18 protein-coding genes are annotated in these 18,093 nt (G+C 49.4%); 11 read left to right on the top strand and 7 right to left on the bottom strand.

The window, feature by feature from the left end; all coding sequences use genetic code 11:
- Positions 1-9: 9 nt before the first annotated feature.
- Together parE and gyrA are read left to right on the top strand one after the other, a co-directional pair.
- Positions 10-1,980, top strand: a complete 1,971-nt coding sequence (parE, locus tag MHB80_RS16910; protein ID WP_341278087.1) for a DNA topoisomerase IV subunit B — start codon at positions 10-12, stop codon at positions 1,978-1,980.
- 12 nt (positions 1,981-1,992) lie between these two features.
- Positions 1,993-4,446, top strand: coding sequence for a DNA gyrase subunit A (gene gyrA / locus MHB80_RS16905; protein WP_341278086.1), 2,454 nt, complete (start codon positions 1,993-1,995; stop codon positions 4,444-4,446).
- On the opposite strand, the gene MHB80_RS16900 is transcribed toward gyrA, so the two are convergent.
- Positions 4,437-4,604, bottom strand: a complete 168-nt coding sequence (locus MHB80_RS16900) for a hypothetical protein (RefSeq protein ID WP_172455590.1) — start codon at positions 4,602-4,604, stop codon at positions 4,437-4,439. The genes gyrA and MHB80_RS16900 overlap by 10 nt on opposite strands.
- 196 nt (positions 4,605-4,800) lie before the next feature.
- Here MHB80_RS16900 and MHB80_RS16895 point away from each other — a divergent pair, with 196 nt between their 5' ends.
- On the top strand, positions 4,801-5,205 hold the full coding sequence (locus MHB80_RS16895; RefSeq protein WP_341278085.1) for a MarR family transcriptional regulator: 405 nt from the start codon (positions 4,801-4,803) through the stop codon (positions 5,203-5,205).
- A gap of 151 nt (positions 5,206-5,356) precedes the next feature.
- Here MHB80_RS16895 and MHB80_RS16890 read toward each other — a convergent pair whose 3' ends face one another.
- Genes MHB80_RS16890 through MHB80_RS16880 form a run of 3 tightly spaced genes read right to left on the bottom strand, consistent with a single transcriptional unit; the run spans position 5,357 to position 8,302 of the window.
- The gene (locus tag MHB80_RS16890; RefSeq protein ID WP_341278084.1) at positions 5,357-6,685 is read right to left on the bottom strand and encodes a CapA family protein; all 1,329 of its coding nucleotides are present in this window, start codon (positions 6,683-6,685) and stop codon (positions 5,357-5,359) included.
- Entirely contained in the window at positions 6,669-7,436 is a 768-nt protein-coding gene (locus tag MHB80_RS16885; protein WP_341278083.1) for an RluA family pseudouridine synthase, read from the bottom strand. The genes MHB80_RS16890 and MHB80_RS16885 overlap by 17 nt, the downstream gene beginning before the upstream one ends.
- Entirely contained in the window at positions 7,436-8,302 is an 867-nt protein-coding gene (locus MHB80_RS16880) for a class I SAM-dependent methyltransferase (RefSeq protein ID WP_341278082.1), read from the bottom strand. The genes MHB80_RS16885 and MHB80_RS16880 overlap by 1 nt, the downstream gene beginning before the upstream one ends.
- A gap of 148 nt (positions 8,303-8,450) precedes the next feature.
- Between MHB80_RS16880 and MHB80_RS16875 the strand changes: the two genes are divergently transcribed.
- Positions 8,451-9,026, top strand: coding sequence for a phosphatase PAP2 family protein (locus MHB80_RS16875; protein ID WP_341278081.1), 576 nt, complete (start codon positions 8,451-8,453; stop codon positions 9,024-9,026).
- A gap of 32 nt (positions 9,027-9,058) precedes the next feature.
- Here the strand turns inward: MHB80_RS16875 and MHB80_RS16870 are convergent, their stop codons facing one another.
- Complete coding sequence (locus MHB80_RS16870) at positions 9,059-9,385, bottom strand: helix-turn-helix transcriptional regulator (RefSeq protein ID WP_341278080.1); 327 nt, start codon at positions 9,383-9,385, stop codon at positions 9,059-9,061.
- Between the two features lie 134 nt (positions 9,386-9,519).
- On the opposite strand from MHB80_RS16870, the gene MHB80_RS16865 reads away from it, so the two are divergent.
- From MHB80_RS16865 to pdaA, 4 genes are all read left to right on the top strand, one after another.
- Positions 9,520-9,708: a hypothetical protein gene (locus MHB80_RS16865; RefSeq protein ID WP_341278079.1), complete on the top strand. Its 189-nt coding sequence runs from the start codon at positions 9,520-9,522 to the stop codon at positions 9,706-9,708.
- 274 nt (positions 9,709-9,982) lie between these two features.
- Entirely contained in the window at positions 9,983-10,429 is a 447-nt protein-coding gene (locus MHB80_RS16860) for a carboxymuconolactone decarboxylase family protein (RefSeq protein WP_341278078.1), read from the top strand.
- A 228-nt stretch (positions 10,430-10,657) separates the two neighbouring features.
- Positions 10,658-11,563 carry a sigma-70 family RNA polymerase sigma factor gene (locus MHB80_RS16855; RefSeq protein ID WP_341278077.1) on the top strand — a complete coding sequence of 302 codons (906 nt, stop codon included), beginning with the start codon at positions 10,658-10,660 and terminating at the stop codon, positions 11,561-11,563.
- 83 nt (positions 11,564-11,646) lie between these two features.
- Positions 11,647-12,432, top strand: coding sequence for a delta-lactam-biosynthetic de-N-acetylase (pdaA, locus tag MHB80_RS16850; RefSeq protein WP_341283010.1), 786 nt, complete (start codon positions 11,647-11,649; stop codon positions 12,430-12,432).
- Positions 12,433-12,598: 166 nt separating this feature from the next.
- Here the strand turns inward: pdaA and MHB80_RS16845 are convergent, their stop codons facing one another.
- Positions 12,599-13,696 carry a branched-chain amino acid aminotransferase gene (locus MHB80_RS16845; RefSeq protein WP_341278076.1) on the bottom strand — a complete coding sequence of 366 codons (1,098 nt, stop codon included), beginning with the start codon at positions 13,694-13,696 and terminating at the stop codon, positions 12,599-12,601.
- Between the two features lie 121 nt (positions 13,697-13,817).
- Between MHB80_RS16845 and MHB80_RS16840 the strand changes: the two genes are divergently transcribed.
- A complete protein-coding gene (locus MHB80_RS16840; protein ID WP_341278075.1) occupies positions 13,818-14,708 on the top strand; it encodes a LysR family transcriptional regulator in 891 nt (296 codons plus the stop codon).
- On the opposite strand, the gene MHB80_RS16835 is transcribed toward MHB80_RS16840, so the two are convergent.
- Positions 14,686-16,203: a HAMP domain-containing methyl-accepting chemotaxis protein gene (locus MHB80_RS16835; RefSeq protein WP_341278074.1), complete on the bottom strand. Its 1,518-nt coding sequence runs from the start codon at positions 16,201-16,203 to the stop codon at positions 14,686-14,688. The genes MHB80_RS16840 and MHB80_RS16835 overlap by 23 nt on opposite strands.
- A 150-nt stretch (positions 16,204-16,353) precedes the next feature.
- Between MHB80_RS16835 and MHB80_RS16830 the strand changes: the two genes are divergently transcribed.
- Together MHB80_RS16830 and MHB80_RS16825 are read left to right on the top strand one after the other, a co-directional pair.
- Complete coding sequence (locus MHB80_RS16830) at positions 16,354-16,779, top strand: DoxX family protein (RefSeq protein WP_341278073.1); 426 nt, start codon at positions 16,354-16,356, stop codon at positions 16,777-16,779.
- Positions 16,780-16,841: 62 nt separating this feature from the next.
- Positions 16,842-17,888, top strand: a complete 1,047-nt coding sequence (locus tag MHB80_RS16825) for a glycoside hydrolase family 43 protein (protein ID WP_341278072.1) — start codon at positions 16,842-16,844, stop codon at positions 17,886-17,888.
- The last annotated feature ends 205 nt before the right edge of the window (positions 17,889-18,093 follow it).

Here is an 18,093-nt window from a genome sequence, read left to right as displayed (position 1 = left end):
GGGGCGCATATGGCAGAGCATACAGATGTTTTTACACAAGCACCGGCCGCAGATCGGAATTATGAGGCCGATGATATACAGATTCTTGAAGGCTTGACAGCCGTACGGAAACGTCCGGGAATGTATATAGGCTCTACGAGCAGCTCAGGGCTGCATCATCTCGTTTGGGAAATCGTCGACAATGCTGTCGACGAGCATTTGGCAAAGTTTTGTTCCGCCATTGAGGTAACTTTGCACAAAAACGGCTCCATTACGGTCTATGACAATGGACGAGGCATTCCGACAGGGATGCATAAAAGCGGCATTCCAACGCCGCAAGTTGTATTTACGATCCTTCACGCTGGCGGGAAGTTCGGCGGTGGGGGATATAAAAAATCAGGCGGCCTGCACGGCGTCGGCGCTTCGGTAACAAATGCGCTATCCGAATGGCTGGAAGTGGAAATTTTCCGTGATGGAAAAATACATAAGCTTCGGTTCGAATATTGGGTAGATGCGGATGGCAAGGAGCATGTCGGCGAGCCGACAACGGGACTCGAAGTGACGGGAACGACGTCGCGTACGGGAACGAAGGTTACGTTTAAGCCGGATGGACGCGTGTTTCAGACGGGAACTACGCTGAATTACGATACTTTGGCGGAACGGCTTCAGGAAATCGCTTTTCTCAATTCGGGGCTGAAAGTGACGATCAAAGATGATCGCAGCGGCAAGCTCGATATATTCCACTATGAAGGCGGAGCGCGCCAGTTCGTCGAGTTTCTCAATGAGGACAAGTCGGTGCTGCATGACGTCGTTCATTTTACTGGCGAACGTGAGGATATCGAGGTTGAAGTGGCGCTTCAGTACAATGATGGCTATACGGAAACACTGGCGTCCTTCGTTAATGCCATTCCTACACGCGGCGGCGGTACGCATGAAACGGGCTTCAAAACCGCGTATACGCGCGTCATGAACGATTATGCCCGCAAAACCGCGATGCTGAAGGAGAAGGACAAAAATCTGGAAGGCAATGATCTGCGCGAAGGCATGATGGCGGTCATCAACATTAAGATGTCTGAGGTAGAGTTCGTCGGCCAGACGAAGGACCAGCTCGGCAGCGCATCTGCACGCGGCGTCGTCGATGCGATTGTGACGGAGAAAATGCAAGTGTTTCTCGAAGAAAATCCGCAGGTTGCGCAGCTGCTGCTCAAGAAGGCCGTTCAGGCTTCCAGAGCGCGGGAAGCGGCGCGCAAGGCGCGGGAAGATATGCGCAGCGGCAAGAAGAAGAGCGAAAGCTCCAATCTTGGCGGCAAGCTGACGCCGGCGCAATCGAAGGATGTTACGCGCAATGAGCTGTTTATCGTCGAAGGCGATTCGGCGGGCGGCTCGGCCAAGCAAGGCCGTGATTCGAAGCATCAGGCGATTTTGCCGCTCAAGGGCAAGCCGATGAATCCGGAGAAAGCTAAGCTGCATGATATTTTAAAAAACGACGAGTATAAAATGATTATCGCCGCGATTGGCGCAGGCGTAGGCCCGGAATTTGATTCCGAGGAATGCAACTATCACAAAATTATTATTATGACGGATGCCGATACGGACGGTGCCCATATCCAGGTGCTGCTTCTGACGTTCTTCTATCGTTATATGAAGCCGCTCATTGACAGCGGACGCGTATATATTGCTCAGCCGCCGCTTTACAAGCTGACGCGGAAATCCGGCAAGCTGGAAACGGTGCGTTATGCATGGACGGATGAGCAGCTGCAAAATTATTTAAAGGAATTCGGCAAAAACTTTGAGCTTCAGCGCTATAAAGGACTTGGCGAGATGAATCCGGACCAGCTGTGGGAAACGACGATGAATCCGGAAACGCGGACGATGCTGCAGGTGCAGATCGAGGATGCTGCGAAGGCGGAGCGCCGTGTGTCTGCGCTGATGGGCGACAAGGTTGATCCACGCAAGCGCTGGATTTTGGAAAATGTTGATTTTGCGGAATATCAGGAATAGGAGGCAAGCAGCATGAGCAATTTGGAACAGTTTCTTCCAGCTTTTCTTGAAGAAATCGTGGGCGATCGTTTCGGCCGCTACTCTAAATATATTATTCAGGACCGCGCTATTCCCGATGTGCGCGATGGCTTGAAGCCGGTACAGCGGCGTATTTTGTACGCAATGTACGATTCCGGCAATACGCCGGACAAGCCATATCGCAAGTCTGCGAAAACGGTCGGCGATGTAATGGGCAACTATCATCCTCACGGAGACTCGTCTATTTATGAAGGCATGGTGCGGATGGCACAGCCTTGGAAAATGGGACATATACTCGTTGACGGTCACGGCAACTGGGGCTCGATGGATGATGATCCCGCTGCGGCCATGCGTTATACGGAAGCTCGTTTATCTCCGCTGGCAATTGAACTGCTGAGAGATATTGATAAGCGTACGGTCATGTTCAAGGATAACTTTGATAATACGACGAAAGAGCCGGTTGTGCTGCCGTCTCGCTATCCCAATTTGCTCGTAAATGGGACCAGCGGCATCTCTGCCGGCTTTGCGACTGAAATACCACCCCATAACTTGCGTGAGGTCATTGATGGCTGTATCGCGGTTATGAACCGCCCAGAGACGACGCTCGAAGAGCTGATGCAAATTATTAAAGGGCCTGATTTTCCAACGGGCGGACTGATAATGGGTGAGGAAGGCATACGCGATGCTTATGCGACCGGCAAAGGCCGCATTTATTTGCGCGCCAAGACGGCGATTGAGGACATGCGTGGCGGACGCCAGCAAATTGTAATCACCGAAATTCCTTATCAGGTTGTCAAATCACGCCTCGTGACGGCCATGGAAAACATTCGTCTGGAGAAAAAGGTCGAAGGTATCGCTGAGGTTCGCGATGAGAGCGGACGCAATGGCCTGCGGATCGTTATCGAGCTGAAGAAAGATACGGATGCAAACGGCATTTTGGCTTATTTGCTTAAAAAGACGGATTTGCAGGTTGCCTACAGCTTTAATATGGTAGCCATTGTTAATAAAACGCCACAGCAGCTCGGCATACGCCAAATGCTGGACGCTTATATTGCGCATCAAAAGGAAGTTGTTACATTCCGTACGCAATATGATCTGGAAAAGGCTGAGGATCGTGCCCATGTGCTGGAAGGGCTAGTGAAGGCACTGAATTTGCTTGACGAAGTGATCGCAGCGATTAAAGCCTCCAAAAACCGTGCCGACGCACAGCAAAATCTCGTGCAGAAGTTTGCGTTCAGCGAGCGCCAAGCGGATGCGATTTTAACGTTGCAGCTCTATCGTCTGACGAATTTGGAAATTACGTCGCTGGAGAAAGAGCATAAGGAAGTAATGAAGCGCATCGCTTATTTGCGCAGTATCCTGAACAGCGATAAGAAACTGATTGGTGTCATTCGTGATGAAATGATGGAAATTCATGCGAAATTCGGCATTAACCGCCGTTCAGATATTCAGGGAGAAGTAGAAGAGCTTAAGGTAAACCTTGAGGTGATGGTTACACCTGAGGAAGTGCTCGTTACACTTAGCAATGAAGGCTACATGAAGCGGACAAGCATGCTGTCGTTTACACGCTCCGGCGGTGAGGTTGGCAACGCGGGCGTGAAGGAAGGCGATATCGTCCGCGGCTTGTACGCTGTCAACACCATTGATAATTTGCTGCTCTTCACGAAAAAGGGACAATATTATACGCTGCCCGTCCATCAAATTCCTGAGTTCAAGTGGAAGGATACAGGGACCGCAGTCGTCAATATCGTACCGATTCCGAAGGATGATGCGATTATCAGCGTCATCCCCGTGAAGGATTTTAATGTTCCAGGCGCTTCGCTTGTCTTTGTTACCAAACGTGGACAGGTGAAGCGGACCGAGCTGAAGGATTACATGTCAACGCGCTCGACCGCGATTGCAGCCTGCAAAGTATCCGAAGGCGATGAGGTCATTAAAATTATGCCGAGCGACGGTACGAAGCAGCTGATGCTAGTCAGCAAGCAAGGCTGGAGCATCCGGTTCTCCGAAAGCGAAGTAAACCCTATGGGGCGTGTCGCTGGAGGCGTGCGCGGCATGCAGCTGAAGGAAGACGACGAACTGATTGCGGCAGATTGGGTCTCCGAGGATGAGGGAGAATTATTCGTCATCTCTGACCTTGGATATGCCAAGCGCTCGCTGCTGCTGGATTACCCTGTTCAGGGCAGAGGCGGCAAAGGCGTTCAGACGTTTGAATTTAAAGAAGGCAAGCGCGTGAAGCCGAATGGCTCAGCACTCGTTTATGCTGTTTATTGCAAGGAAGCGATTGATCTGATCGCGCTAACCTCATCCGGGGCTAAGCTGCCGATTACGACGGAGAAATCGTCAATTGATGATCGCAGATCGATAGGGCGGGCTATCGTTCCGATCGAAAAAAATGATGCCATAACAGCGGTCATTGTCCGCCCGTCTGATGTCATTCAATCATAAGGGCGATTAGGCGGATCAAAGCGTTCAATTAACTGGATCATCGCATCCAACATAACCCACAATGGTACGAGCTCATCCGGGCGATCGAGCCATTGTGGGTTTTTTATAATGCCGTAAGCTTTGATTTTGCGAATAATTTCGGCTTTCTCGTTGTCCATAGAGGTTCACTCCTTATGAGGTGAGGATGGCGAAATAGGGAAAGCGCCCAGATTCATTGTATGTCTACTCTTGTCAAAACGTTCGGGTATATCGCAGTTTGTGAGGGAAATTATTAATTGGGTTAACCTTTTATTCGACAATCTCGGATGGTATAATTGGAATTAAAGAGAAATTGGACAGGAAGCGGGTGCATGAATGGTTTCTGATGAATTTACTCGATTGTGGACGAAGCTAAGCAGAGAATGGAGGACAGGTCTGGAAGAGGGGCTGGCGCCGCTCACTGAAGGTCAGCTGAATGTGCTGGATTTATTGCTGCAGAACCAACCGATGAAGCCATCTGATCTATTGCAGCATTTGGCCACGACACCGGCAGCGATTACAACTTTGCTCGATCGTATGGAGCGCAATGAACTAATTGTACGTACAAGAGATACAGCCGATAGACGAATTGTATGGATATCCGTTTCCGGCAAAGGGAAATCAGAGGCACAGCGTGGCAAGGAAGTACGAACAAAGCTCATTTCCGAAGCGCTGGATCGGATTTCCTCCCATAATCAGCAGCTGCTTGTTTACTTATTAGGCAAGGTAGCGAATCGATAGTTTGGCCATTGCAGAAGACAGGTGAATAGGCGAGCAAGGCAAGACGCCGGCGCTATATTCTGTGCATAAAACGGGCGTTGCCGTCTAAGGACAGCAACGCCCGTTAATGCTCAACCCTTCGGTCTGCTGCCTCGCATGCTCTAAGAAGCTTCTAAGACATTGATTCGAGCCTTGTACGCAGCAGGCTGAGATTTTTTTTCAGAGAAGCATATAGATCCGGTGTGAGCAGCTTGCTTGACTGCTCCGCCAGCGTCTGCTCGACAGGCAGTATGCGATAGCGATAATTATGATCCGGTTTGTAGCGGTAGACCCAAGTCGGAATCGCTTCAATATCGGCAAGCTGGATGCTGCCGTCCCCGTTATTTTTGCGAATAAGCACTTGATAAATAACGCCGTAATCCTTCGTGTCTCCACGCTGGTTGGAAATAAAATTGCCCATCGAATATATAATAAGTCCTTGGCGCTCGCGCCCGTTGTCATCCGTTGCCTCCAGCACCTCATAGGGCTGAATAACATGCGTATGCGAACCTGCTATAATGTCGGCTCCTTCCGCAATCAGCTTGCGGGCAAGCGTCTTCTGCTCCTCATTTGGCTTCGTCTGATACTCTGTTCCAAAATGGAGCGCCACCGTAACAAAATCAGCTCCTGCTTTCTTCAGCTTCTTAATGTCGCCAATCATTTTTTGCTCGTCAATTAGCGGAACCATATAGGGTTTTCCTTTAGGAATAGCAATGCCGTTCGTACCATATGTGTATGCGAGCAGCCCCATGCGAATCCCGTTTTTTTCGACGATAATATTTGTATCCGCTTCCTTTTGTGTGGCGGCGGAGCCTTTTATTATAAATCCTTTCTCCTTCATATGCGCAAGCGTCAGCAGCAGCCCTTTTTCGCCTTTGTCTAGCACATGATTGTTGGCATTGGTCAATATGTTGAAGCCGGCGTTTTGCAGCGCATCAAGCAGGGCAACGGGCGCATTAAACGTCGGGTAACCGGTATATTCGAATGCTGATCCGGCAACAGGCGTTTCTAAATTCGCCAAAACCCAGTCGCCTTCCTTCAATATCGACTCTACATCTTGAAAGAAAGGGTCAAAGTTATAGCTTTTCGTTTTTTTATTATAGGCCCCTGGCAGCTCCGGGGAGTGCATCATAATATCGCCAACTGCGACCCATAGCGCTTCCTGATAGCTCTTAGAAGGGCTGGATGGGGGAGAGGCTGCTTCCTGCGTTGTAGTCGGCACTGGTGATGGTTCAGATGAAGGCACAGGGGAGGTCGTTGCACTAGGAGCTGTTGTCGGTTGTGCGCTGGCGCCTGATTCCGACGCCACTTCCAGCGTGGAATCGCCGCTGTTAGCGGTAAAGCTAGCGGTAAACGGTAATGAGCTTGCTAGTGTCGGGAAGAAAATAATAAGGAGTCCTGCTGCTGCCAGCAGCAGCAGGAGCAAATTGACGGCAAGATGAATTTTAGTCCTTCGGCGCATGTGCGGAATCTCCTTCAGCCAAGTAGACGTCTGCTGCGGCTTCCAGCTCGGCTTGCGGCCACCAGCTCCAAGCTTTCGAGCCATAAGGGATGGAGCGGAAGCAGACGTGTTCCTTCGTTATGGGATGGGAAACCGAAACGGAAGTAGACCAAAGTGCGATATCGGCAACGCCGCCCGTTTGCGGCGCTCCATATTTGCGGTCGGCCACCAGCGGGCAGCCGATAAAGGCCATTTGCGCGCGAATTTGATGAGGCCGCCCCGTATGCAGCATGACCGCTACCAAAGAATAACGGTCTATACTGGATATAACGGTATATTCCAGCACAGCCTCCTTCGCTTCAGGTGCTTCCTGCTTGAATACGGTCACCTGATTCAGCTTCGCATCCTTGCGAATAAAGTGGCGAAGCTTGCCGCTTGCCGCATGAGGCTTGCCATGTACGACGCACACATAGGTTTTGCCAAAATTTCGGCTGCGAACAGCTTCGGAAAGCCGTGAGGCCGCTTTGGAGGTTTTGGCGAACAGCATTGCGCCGCCTACAGGCTGATCAAGCCGGTGAATAAGGCCGAGAAATACATTTCCCGGCTTATCGTGTCGTTTTTTTAAATCGCGTTTGAGCAGTGTCAGCATATCCGGCGTACCGGTGTGATCCTCTTGGGAGGGAATGCCCGGCTGCTTTACAACTGCCAAAATATGATTGTCCTCGAACAGCACTGGAATTTCGCCAATGCTGCCCCCAGAGGGGCCTGCCATTAGACAGACTCCCAGCGGCCCAATATGCCACAAGGCAGGTTAAGCCCGGATGCGGTAATAGGCAGGCCAATTTCGCCGCAATGAATGGCCCCGCCGAAGCGCTTCGCCATCGTCATATGAAGCAGATTATGCAGCACGGATGGGGATAGACCTGTTGTATACGAATTTATCAGCATAAACAATGGATTATCGGATAAAATCGTCGTGCAGAACTCAAGGAACGGGAACAGGTTCTCTTCCAGCTTCCATGTCTCGCCATTCGGGCCGCGTCCGTAGGATGGAGGGTCCATAATAATAGCGTCATATTGACGGCCACGACGCTGCTCACGTTGCACAAACTTGAATACATCATCGGTAATGAAACGGATTGGCTTGTCGGACAGCCCGGACAGCTGGGCGTTTTCTTTTGCCCACTGCACCATGCCTTTAGAAGCATCCACATGAACAACCTCTGCGCCGGCTGCTGCAGCGGCAACTGTAGCTCCACCGGAATAGGCAAAAAGGTTCAGTACGCGAATCGGACGGTCCGCCGTGCGGATTTTGTCCATCATCCAGCTCCAGTTTACCGCTTGCTCAGGAAATAGCCCCGTATGCTTGAAGCTTGTCGGCTTAATATGAAAGGACAGCTCTCCGTAGGATATCGTCCAGCGCTCAGGCAGCTGGGAATTGAACTGCCATTCGCCGCCGCCTGAGGAACTGCGATGATAGTGGCCGTCTGTTTTTTGCCACAAGCCGTCTTCCTTCGTTATGGGCCAAATAATTTGCGGGTCCGGCCTGCGAAGAATATAGGAGCCCCAGCGCTCGAGCTTATCTCCATTTCCTGTATCTATTACCTCGTAATCTCTCCATTTATCTGATACGTACATGATTTTAGTATTCCTTCCCAATTTCAAAATTTGTATTATAATATTATGGTCAACGCTAATTATAGCGAAGCAAACAAGTTGAAGCAATTAGGAGAGGATATTTATTCGAAAGGGATTTTGGGGATGGATCGCTGGATTTGCTGCAAGCGTGCTTATATTTGCATTAACTGCACAGCAGGCTGTACGCCTGGAGCTGTCACAGCTGGACAAAGAAACAGCCGCATTCGCTCAGCAAATGCGGGGAGAAGGCTGGACAGCTTTTTTTAGAGTGCTGTCTTATATGGGATCTTCGCTCTTTATTATCGCAGCGACTTTTGCGCTTTTTCTATGGTTCGGCTGGCGCAGCGGCTGGCTGAAAGCAGCACCGATTATAGTTGGTACTGGACTTGTATACATAACGAATACTTTGGCCAAAATGGCCTTTGACCGGGGTCGGCCAGAGGAGGCTTGGGGAATAGAGGCAGCTAGCACAAGTTTCCCGAGCGGGAATGCCATGATGGCGCTTTCGCTTTATGGGTTGGCAGCTATATGGATTGGAAGGGATGCCTGGTTCAGTCAAACGACGAAACGGATCAGCTATGTACTCGCCGGCTTGCTTATTTTATTAATGGGCGCCTCAAGGCTTTATTTCAGCGTCCATTACGCAACGGACATTATTGGCGGTTATGCAGCCAGCTTTGCTATCCTCGCACTGATGATGGCCGTTCTGACGGCTCGCCGCTAACGAAGGCAGCAGGGCATCAAGATGGCTAAGAATTATTCCGACTCGCGTAGGACACTAAGCATCTTGTCAATGGACGCTTTTCGCTTGTCTTCATCCATATAATTCAGCAGCCGCAGCAGCTCTTGCGTTTCTTCCCTGGCTAGCCCAGCCTCTTGCTGGCGGGTTTCACCTTCAATAATATAATCCGTCGTTACATGAAAAAAGAAGGCGAGCTTAATCAGCGTTTCATATACAGGCTGGCGATTGTTAATTTCGTAATGACTGTAGGCTGATCGGGTGATTCCGATCGCACGGGCAACGGCTTCTTGCGAAAGATTTTTTTGTAAGCGGAGTTCCTTCAATCGGTCTCCCATCGTCATTTTAGTGGCTCCTTCAAAAAGGCTGAAATAATAATACAAGCTTAACTATTAATTTATGATACAAAATGTATCATTGTCAATAGTTTTGGCGAAATTAGCAGGAAATATTTGTATTTAGGGAGGGCGAATAAACAGTGGTGCTAACCTTTGAATGTGTTTGCGGCAATCAAACCGGACTGTTCGCAACCGGAGATCGAGATGATCAGGGACGCGAATATTTGGAAGCGGAGGACGATGATCGCATCAGCTGGGTCGTGGGTGAGACAGGCATATTGTTCAAATGCTCCTTCTGCGGTCATACGTACCGATTAGAGAAGCAATAGCTTGTCGGGAGAGGTACCTTTTCGGAGTGTCATAGTAATGAGATTGAGTCGTCCGTACAACTTGAGTGAGATATGGGATTTAATCTTTTATTATGTACGTACAAGTTAGAGTGGCAATGCTGCTAACAAGCATTAATAGGAGGGAAAAAGCCGGATTTTACGCTTTATGCGTAAAGTTCGGTTTTTTTTTGCTTTTGTTTGTCACAAAAGAGGAGGCTTCTTTGTCTTATCTTATGAGAACCGAAAAACACCAACCTACCAGGAGGAATTTATAATGAAATTAAGAGTAAACTATCGCACGGCGAACCCGGCTGTATTTAAAGCGTTGATGGAATTGGAGAAAGCAGCATCAAGCTCCGGCATTGATCCTATCACCTATGAGCTTATTAAGCTGCGGGCGTCGCAAATCAATGGCTGTGCTTTTTGTCTGGATATGCATAGTGAGGATCTTATGAACAAGGGCGAAAGCTTGCAGCGCATTATGCTGCTAAGCGTATGGCGAGAAGCGCCAATTTATACGGAGAAGGAATGTGCCGTATTGGAATTGACCGAGCATGTGACTCAGGTTTCGGAAGCGGGAGTGCCGGATGAGCTGTACAATCGGGTGAGAGACTATTATGATGAAGCGGAATATACCGCATTAATTTTAGCAATTATTACAATCAACAGCTGGAATCGAATTGCCATTTCAACCAGCATGTTCCCTGGCTGCTTTGACTAGGGCGTGTCTGAGAACGCTGAGGACAGCAAAATTTGCCGAATTTTCGTTCCATGCAAGGCGCGCTTGTGAAGGCGTACCGGGGGTACGTCAAGCAAACGGAACGAAGCAGGGGGCGAAAAGGCGGTGAAAGGGGCCACTGAACGGGTTTTCAGACACGCCCTAAAGGGACATTATAGGAATTTATAAATTTGGTTATTTTGTTGAGGGAAAGGAAGTTTTGGACGCGAGATGGCGGATACTCAGGTGTTGTGGAAAGTAGCAGAGTGGTATGCGGATTATAAGTCGCTGCTTAGCTCGCTTGCATACAAGCTGCTTGGATCACGGCAGGAGGCGGACGATGTCGTCCAGGATGTTTTTGTGACGCTTCAGTCGGCGGAGCCTTATCCGCTGAGCAATGTCAAAGCCTATTTGTGCAAAATGACGGTCAATCGCTGTATGAATGTGCTGCAATCTGCCCGCCACAAGCGAGAAGCTTATATCGGCGAATGGCTGCCGGAGCCATGGAGCGGCAATTATGGTGATGAGCCTTTGGAGCAGCTTGCGCGCAGGGAAACGATCAGCTATGCGATGCTCGTCATGCTGGAGCATTTATCCCCATTAGAGCGTGCTGTATTTGTGCTGCGTGAAGGCTATGGCTATGGCTACGATGAGCTTGCTGAGCTGGTAGGCAAGTCAGAGGCAAACTGTCGCAAAATTTTAAGTCGTGCCAAGCAGGCGCTCGACCTGTACCGCCAGCTTCCACAATCGCATGCTGAAGAACGAGAGCTAACGGTGGACGCAGCTGCATTGGAGCCATTTGTTGCGGCATTTGAACAGGCCGATATTGGGAAGCTGCTTGCGTTGATGCGTCAAGATGCTGTGCTTATCACCGACGGCGGGGGCAAAGTTACTGCAGTGAGGCGGCCCGTTATTAGCGCACGCCGCGCTGTCATACTGTTGCGGAGAATGTCTACGCACAGCCTGCACGCTGCGAGCTTATCTGTCTCCATCATAAACGGGCAGCCAGCGCTCGTCTTTCGCCGTGAAAAGGCTGTACAGGCGGTTATATGTCTGGAATGGGTTCATACGGAGGCCGGCAGCCGTATCAAGCGTATTTATACGATGTATAATCCGGATAAGCTATCGCTTATTTAATGTGAGGTTCTACTCATAATTTGCTTGCGGGATGCAGAACATAAAGCTGAGTAAGCAGCAAATGAATGAGGGGGAACAGCATGATGAAGCGTATGACACTCCGGCTGCTAAGCCTGTGTTTGGCTGTATGGCTAGGCTGTCTTGGCATGGGCAGCGCGTTGGCACAGCCGGGGGTTTATCATTTCGGGTTTAAGAAAAGCACAGGAGGACAGCTGCCTTCGATTAATGAGGAGGGCTTTAAAGGCATCGTCCAGCAAAATGGGGCGATTTTCCTCGGCGATACGAAGCAAAAGGAGCTCTATCTGACCTTCGATAATGGCTATGAAAATGGCTATACGGCGAAGGTATTGGATACGCTTAAGGCGAAGGGTGTTCCTGCCGCTTTTTTTGTAACGGGCCATTTCATTAAAGATCAGCCGGAGCTAGTCAAGCGAATGGCGTCGGAAGGGCATATCGTTGGCAACCATTCCTGGAGCCACCCGGATATGACACAGCTAAGCTCAGGACAAATTCAGACCGAGCTCCAAAAGGTGGAGGAGCAGTCCGCGCTGCTGACGGGCCAGCAGCAAATGGCGTATTTGCGTCCGCCAAGAGGTATTTTCAGCAATCAGGTGCTTGCTGTCAGCAAGCAGGCTGGATATACAAGCGTATTCTGGTCGGTTGCCTATAAGGATTGGGACATTAACAGCCAGAGGGGCGCAGCATATGCCCAGGATCAAGTGATGCGCCAGCTTCATCCGGGAGCCGTTATTTTGCTGCATTCGGTTTCCTCCGACAATGCTGAGGCCTTAGGAGCGATTATAGACGGTGCGAGGGCGCAAGGCTATACGTTCAAAAGCTTGGATCAACTGACCAATCGCAGCTATTGATATCTACAGGCTGCTTTGCAACTTGAATGGTTGCAGCCGAATACGATGAGTAAAAATGGAAGATATGCAAAGACAAAAACCAACCCCGTGCTGCCCTAACTAGAGCACGGGGTTGGTTTTATGTGTATACTGAGCATGCTGTGCGCAGGAAGAGCGCCGTTATGTGTTATTTTGTTCCAGCGGTATATTGGGCACTTGGAAGTTCAACGGTCCAGCCAAATGGGTCGGCAATGACGCCCGTTTGGATGCCTGTTAACGTCTCATACAGCTTGCGTGACAAAGGTCCTGTCTCTCCGCCGCGCAGCAGCAGCTGCTCATCGAGGTAATGCAGCTCTCCAATTGGAGAAATAACCGCTGCCGTACCCGTTCCGAAAGCTTCCTCCAGCGTATCGTTATGATAAGCCTCGACTAGCTCGTCAATGGACAGCTTGCGCTCCTCAACGGGAATGTTCCACGATTTAAGCAGCTCAATAATCGATTTGCGCGTAATGCCGTCGAGAATGCTGCCATTCAGCGCCGGAGTTACAATTGTGCCATTGATGCTGAAAAAGACATTCATGCTGCCGACTTCCTCTACGTATTTGCGCTCAACACCGTCCAGCCACAACACTTGCGTACAGCCTTTAGCTGCCGCTTCTTCCTGGGCTTTCAGGCCTGCGGCATAGTTGCCGGCTGTCTTGGCATTGCCGACGCCGCCTTTAACCGCACGTACATATTCGGATTCCACAAAAATCTTCACCGGATGAATGCCTTCCGCGTAATACGAGCCGACTGGTGAAAGGATAATCATAAACATGTAGTTTTGCGAAGGGGCTACACCAAGTGATGATTCATTCGCAATAATGAATGGACGGACGTATAGGGATGTTTTATCCTCATCAGGGATCCAGTCCTGATCAACAGCAATGAGCTGCTTCAAAGCTTCCAGCGCAATTTCCTCGTCAAGATGCGGAATGCTCAGACGTTCGTTAGAGCGGTTAAGCCGTTTAAAGTTTTCTTCCGGACGGAACAGCAAAATGCTGCCTTTATCTGTGCGATACGCTTTCAAACCTTCGAACACCGTTTGTCCGTAATGGAACACCTTGGAAGCAGGGTCGAGCGTAATCGGCTGGTAAGGAACGATTCTTGGGCTATGCCAGCCTTTCGATGCTTCATAGTCCATAATGAACATATGGTCGGTATAATATTTTCCAAACCCAAGTTGATCGGCTTGTGGCTTTGTTTTTTTGGTAGCAGCTAATTCAATGGCAATCGGTTGGCTCATTTTTGAATCCTCCCACTTATATTCGTGATAGTCGTGTAGTTGAATCGTACCACTTAACCAAGTATATTGATAATATCTGTTTTGTCGGATCATCATACTTTTTAGGTATAGGAGAATGCATATGGATATACGTCAGCTCAAATACTTCCTGGCGATCGCCAAGGAAGGGCAGATTACGCGCGCCGCCAAGCTGCTTAATATGGAGCAGCCTCCGCTTAGTCGCCAATTAAAGCAAATGGAGCAGGAACTGAACGTCACTTTATTTGACCGCAATGGCAAAAGCCTTGTGCTGACCCACGCGGGAGAGCTGCTGCGCGATAAGGCGGAAAGCTTAGTCAACCAATTTAATGAAACGATGCAGGAGGTGCGAGAGCTCGATGCGGGCATTCAGGGCGTGCTGCCTATTGGCTCGGTCGTGTCCTGCATATCGTTGCTGCCGCCTGTCATTGAGCGGTTTCGAGACAAGCATCCCGAGGTAACGTTTAAAATTTGGGAAGGCGATCATTATTTGCTGGGCAGTCAGTTGGAGAAGCGCAGCATTGAGCTTGTCGTTGCCAGACTCCCGTTTGAATCGGCGTCTGATTCATTGCCTTATTCGATTTTGCCGCTGCCATCCGATCCGTTTGTAGCCGTACTGCCTTCAAAGTGGAGCACAGATCCACACAAGCAATCGATGCAGATGAGCGAGCTTAAGGATTTGCCGTTTCTTGCCCTTAAGACGGAGCGGACAACGGCGATGCATGAGAAGGTGATGATTGAATGCCGCGCTCATGGCTTTGAGCCGAAAATCATCTGCGAATGCTCCAGCGTCGCCATTATAATGGCACTTGTGGCAGCTGGGATCGGCGTTACCGTCTTTCCCAAATCGGTCATGGCCTCTTTCCCGCTGCCAACGATTCGCATGCTGGCCATCACGGACACGGATTTTCAATCAGATGTCGGTATCGTTTGGCTCAGGAATCGTTATCTTTCCAATGCCGCCCGTCATTTTATTCAAATGTTTCAGCAATAGCCGCCGCTTCGGGTTCTTCCGGCGTTATTTTGAATTTGCGCGTTTCTTCCCGCAGCTCAGTAGAGAGCGATGTTAACGCTTCTGACGAAGCGCTCATCTGCTGAACGGTCGCCATTTGCTCCTCGGAGAAGGAGGAAATGTTGCGAATGTCCTCGGCAATGCTTTGCGACATCGTAGCTAGGCGTTCCGACAAATCAGCCATCGTGCGCGAGTCATCGCCAAAATGGCTGACAGCCGCTGTAATTTCTCCAATATGAAGCGAAGCTTCTTGTACGGAAGTATCGATATTACGGAACGACTGGCCGGCCTGCTGGACCACCTTCATGCCCGCTTCCGTTTCTTCAATTCCTACGCCAATCGAATGGGAGGCGGTATTCGTATCCTTTTGAATATTGGCGATGAGCTCGAAAATTTGTTCTGCGGAGACGCGTGCTTCCTCTGCGAGCTTGCGCACTTCGCTTGCAACGATGGCAAAACCTTTGCCTTGCTCGCCAGCATGGGCCGCTTCTATTGAGGCATTCAAAGCGAGCAGATGCGTCTGGCTGGCAATCGCCGTAATGACATCGGCAATGGCGCCGATCTCCTGCGACCTTGCCGAGAGCTGATGAATGATCGCGAATGTCTCTTCCGTCGAATGTTTTATCTTCTCCATTTGAATAACGGTTTGTTCAATAACTGAGCCGCCATAATTTACCTCTTGAACGACTAGGGCAGACGCATTCAGGCTGATGTCCGCGGACTGCTTCATCATTTCAGCCCGTTCGAAGTTGCTTTCGGCTTTATGACGTGCACCCAGCATACCCTCATGCTGCTGCTGGACTTGCCCGGATATCGTAATGATATGAGCCGTAAGCTGTTTCGCGGCCACTGTATTTTTCTCCGAGCCGTCATGTAAAAGCAGGGAAGAGGTAGCTACTTGCTCAGCTCCTTGATTGATTTGTCCGATGAGCTGCAATAAATATTGCTTCATTCGGTTGATTGCCCGGGCGGTTTCACCAATTTCGTCATTTTGCTTCAGGGTCAGCTCAGAAACGAGTAAGTTTCCGTCGGCAATTTGTTCAATATTTCGCGATATGCGAACAACAGGCTCTGCTATGTAATGGCTGATGGCTCGTGCAACAATTAAGCCAAGCAATATAATGAGACACGTAAGAAGCGGAAAAAGCAATTCGGCAACGCTAGCGTTTTTTTCTGAACTGTCGTCCTGAAGAATGGTATTCAGCTGTTGCTGCTCATAGTCAAGCCATGCCCTGACTTTATCGGATGCTCCAGCATTTGTCGCTGCTGCGGCCGCATCGGCCAGTAGCTGTTGTCTCTCTGTATTGACGATGCTTTGCTTCAGTGCAGCATAATCCTTATCCTTGAGATTCAGCTCAAAATAGGAGAGGCCTGACAAACCGATAATTAAGACGAGAATGATTGAAAATCCGGCCATGATTTTTTTGCGAAGCGTAAAGGCTAGCAGCTGATGGAATTCAGATTTAAAGTCGTTCACCACAGTTCCTCCTGATAATTATAGAATGATTTTTTGGCATGTTCTTGTCGAATAATAACTGTTGTTGTCAGTTAATGTTATTGTACAATATAATCATTTTGTACCGTTAATACTATTTTTGTGATTCTTAAGGACTAAGGAGCTGAAGGCGTGTATCAACAAAGGCATTTGAAAAGGCTTGAAATGGGATCTTTTATATTAAGAATCGTAATGGGAATCATCTTTATATTTCACGGTGTCGACAAGTTTATTATGGGCATGGATAGCGTTTCAACGATGTTCAACAACTTTGGCATTTCGGGATTTTTCGCCTATGTGATCGCAACTCTTGAGGTAGTGGGCGGAGCTGCGCTGATTCTCGGCCTTGAAACCAAAATATTTGCCGCTTTATTCGGTATTCAAATGATTGTTGCGACCTTGTATGTATCGTGGGAAAAAGGCTTGATCAACGGCTTTGAAATTGATTTGCTGCTCTTTGCCTGCTGTGTCCATTTGACGATGAACGGCAGCAGCTGGCTATCGCTCGACAATGTATTTCATGGCGGCAGAAGAAGGGTTCAGTCAGAGGAGGCCTAAGCCTTTACGATACCTGTCATTGAGCGAGGACTGGCTTTTGTATATAATGAGGATACGTATGGGTGAGCTTGACGAGAAAGGTTGGAATGATGCAGTTGCCAAATGGAGAAAAGACGGCGGAGACAAAATCATCGAAGCGTTTACAGCCGATTACAACGCGATTCAAGCAAAATGAAGGTAAAGCGATCGTTTTGCAGCGCGCTGATCCGTGGATTTATAAGCATGTAGACGGCTGGTATTATTTCACGGCAACTGAGCCGGATTATAATTATATTGAGCTGCGCCGCTCGCAGACGATCGTTGGTTTGGCTGATGCGGAGCCGGTTGCAATCTGGCACAAACATGAAAGCGGCGAGATGAGCGAGAAAATTTGGGCTCCTGAAATTCATTTTATCGATGGCCGATGGTACATTTATTTTGCTTCGGGCAGGACGGATGCAGGCTTTGCTCATCGTACCTACGTGCTTGAAAATGAAAGCGCTAATCCGCTGGAGGGCGCATGGACGGAGAAAGGCAAAATCGTAATGAACTGGGAGTCCTTCAATCTGGATGCTACGACGTTTGAGCATAAGGGAGAGCGCTATCTGGTTTGGGCGCAAAATGATCCAGCGATTAAAGGCAATACGAACCTGTACATCGCGGCGATGGAAAACCCTTGGACGATTCGCGGGACTCAGATTATGATCGCAACCCCGGAATACGATTGGGAAAAAATCGGCTATTTGGTTAATGAGGGGCCAGCGGTCATTAAACGGGGCGGCAGCCTTTTCATCAGCTATTCTGCAAGCGCTACCGATTTTAATTATTGCGTCGGTTTGCTTACGGCATCTGAGGACAGCGACCTGCTTGATGCTGCTTCGTGGACGAAATCGCCGGAGCCGGTATTTAAGACGGATGAGGGGCGCGATCAGTATGGGCCGGGCCATAACGGCTTCACTGTAGCGGAGGATGGCGAGACGGATGTATTCGTGTACCATGCCCGCACCTATAAGGAGATTGAGGGAGACCCGCTAAATGATCCGAATCGTCATACGTTCGTCAAGCAGCTGCATTGGTCGGAGGATGGCAAACCTGATTTTAAGGTTTGGAATGAAGGCTGGACAAGGTGAAGGGGCTGTCGCCGTCCTCTGGCGGCGCGGCGCGTTTCATTCCGAGAAATAGAGAGAAAGGATGCAAACATCGTATCCTTTCCTATGTTTTCAAAAAAAGTGGCCCACATCTCTGTGGGCCTGTCCTAGTTATATGATCAACTGTGGGGTTGATAGTTATTATTATATAAACAAAACCTTAGTCGAACCTTAAAGAACTTTGTCT

Origin of the sequence: Paenibacillus sp. FSL H8-0537 (assembly GCF_038051995.1) — a bacterium.
Lineage (GTDB): Bacteria > Bacillota > Bacilli > Paenibacillales > Paenibacillaceae > Pristimantibacillus.
Note: the sequence above shows the minus strand (reverse complement) of the source record. Positions and strands in the feature narration are given on the sequence as shown.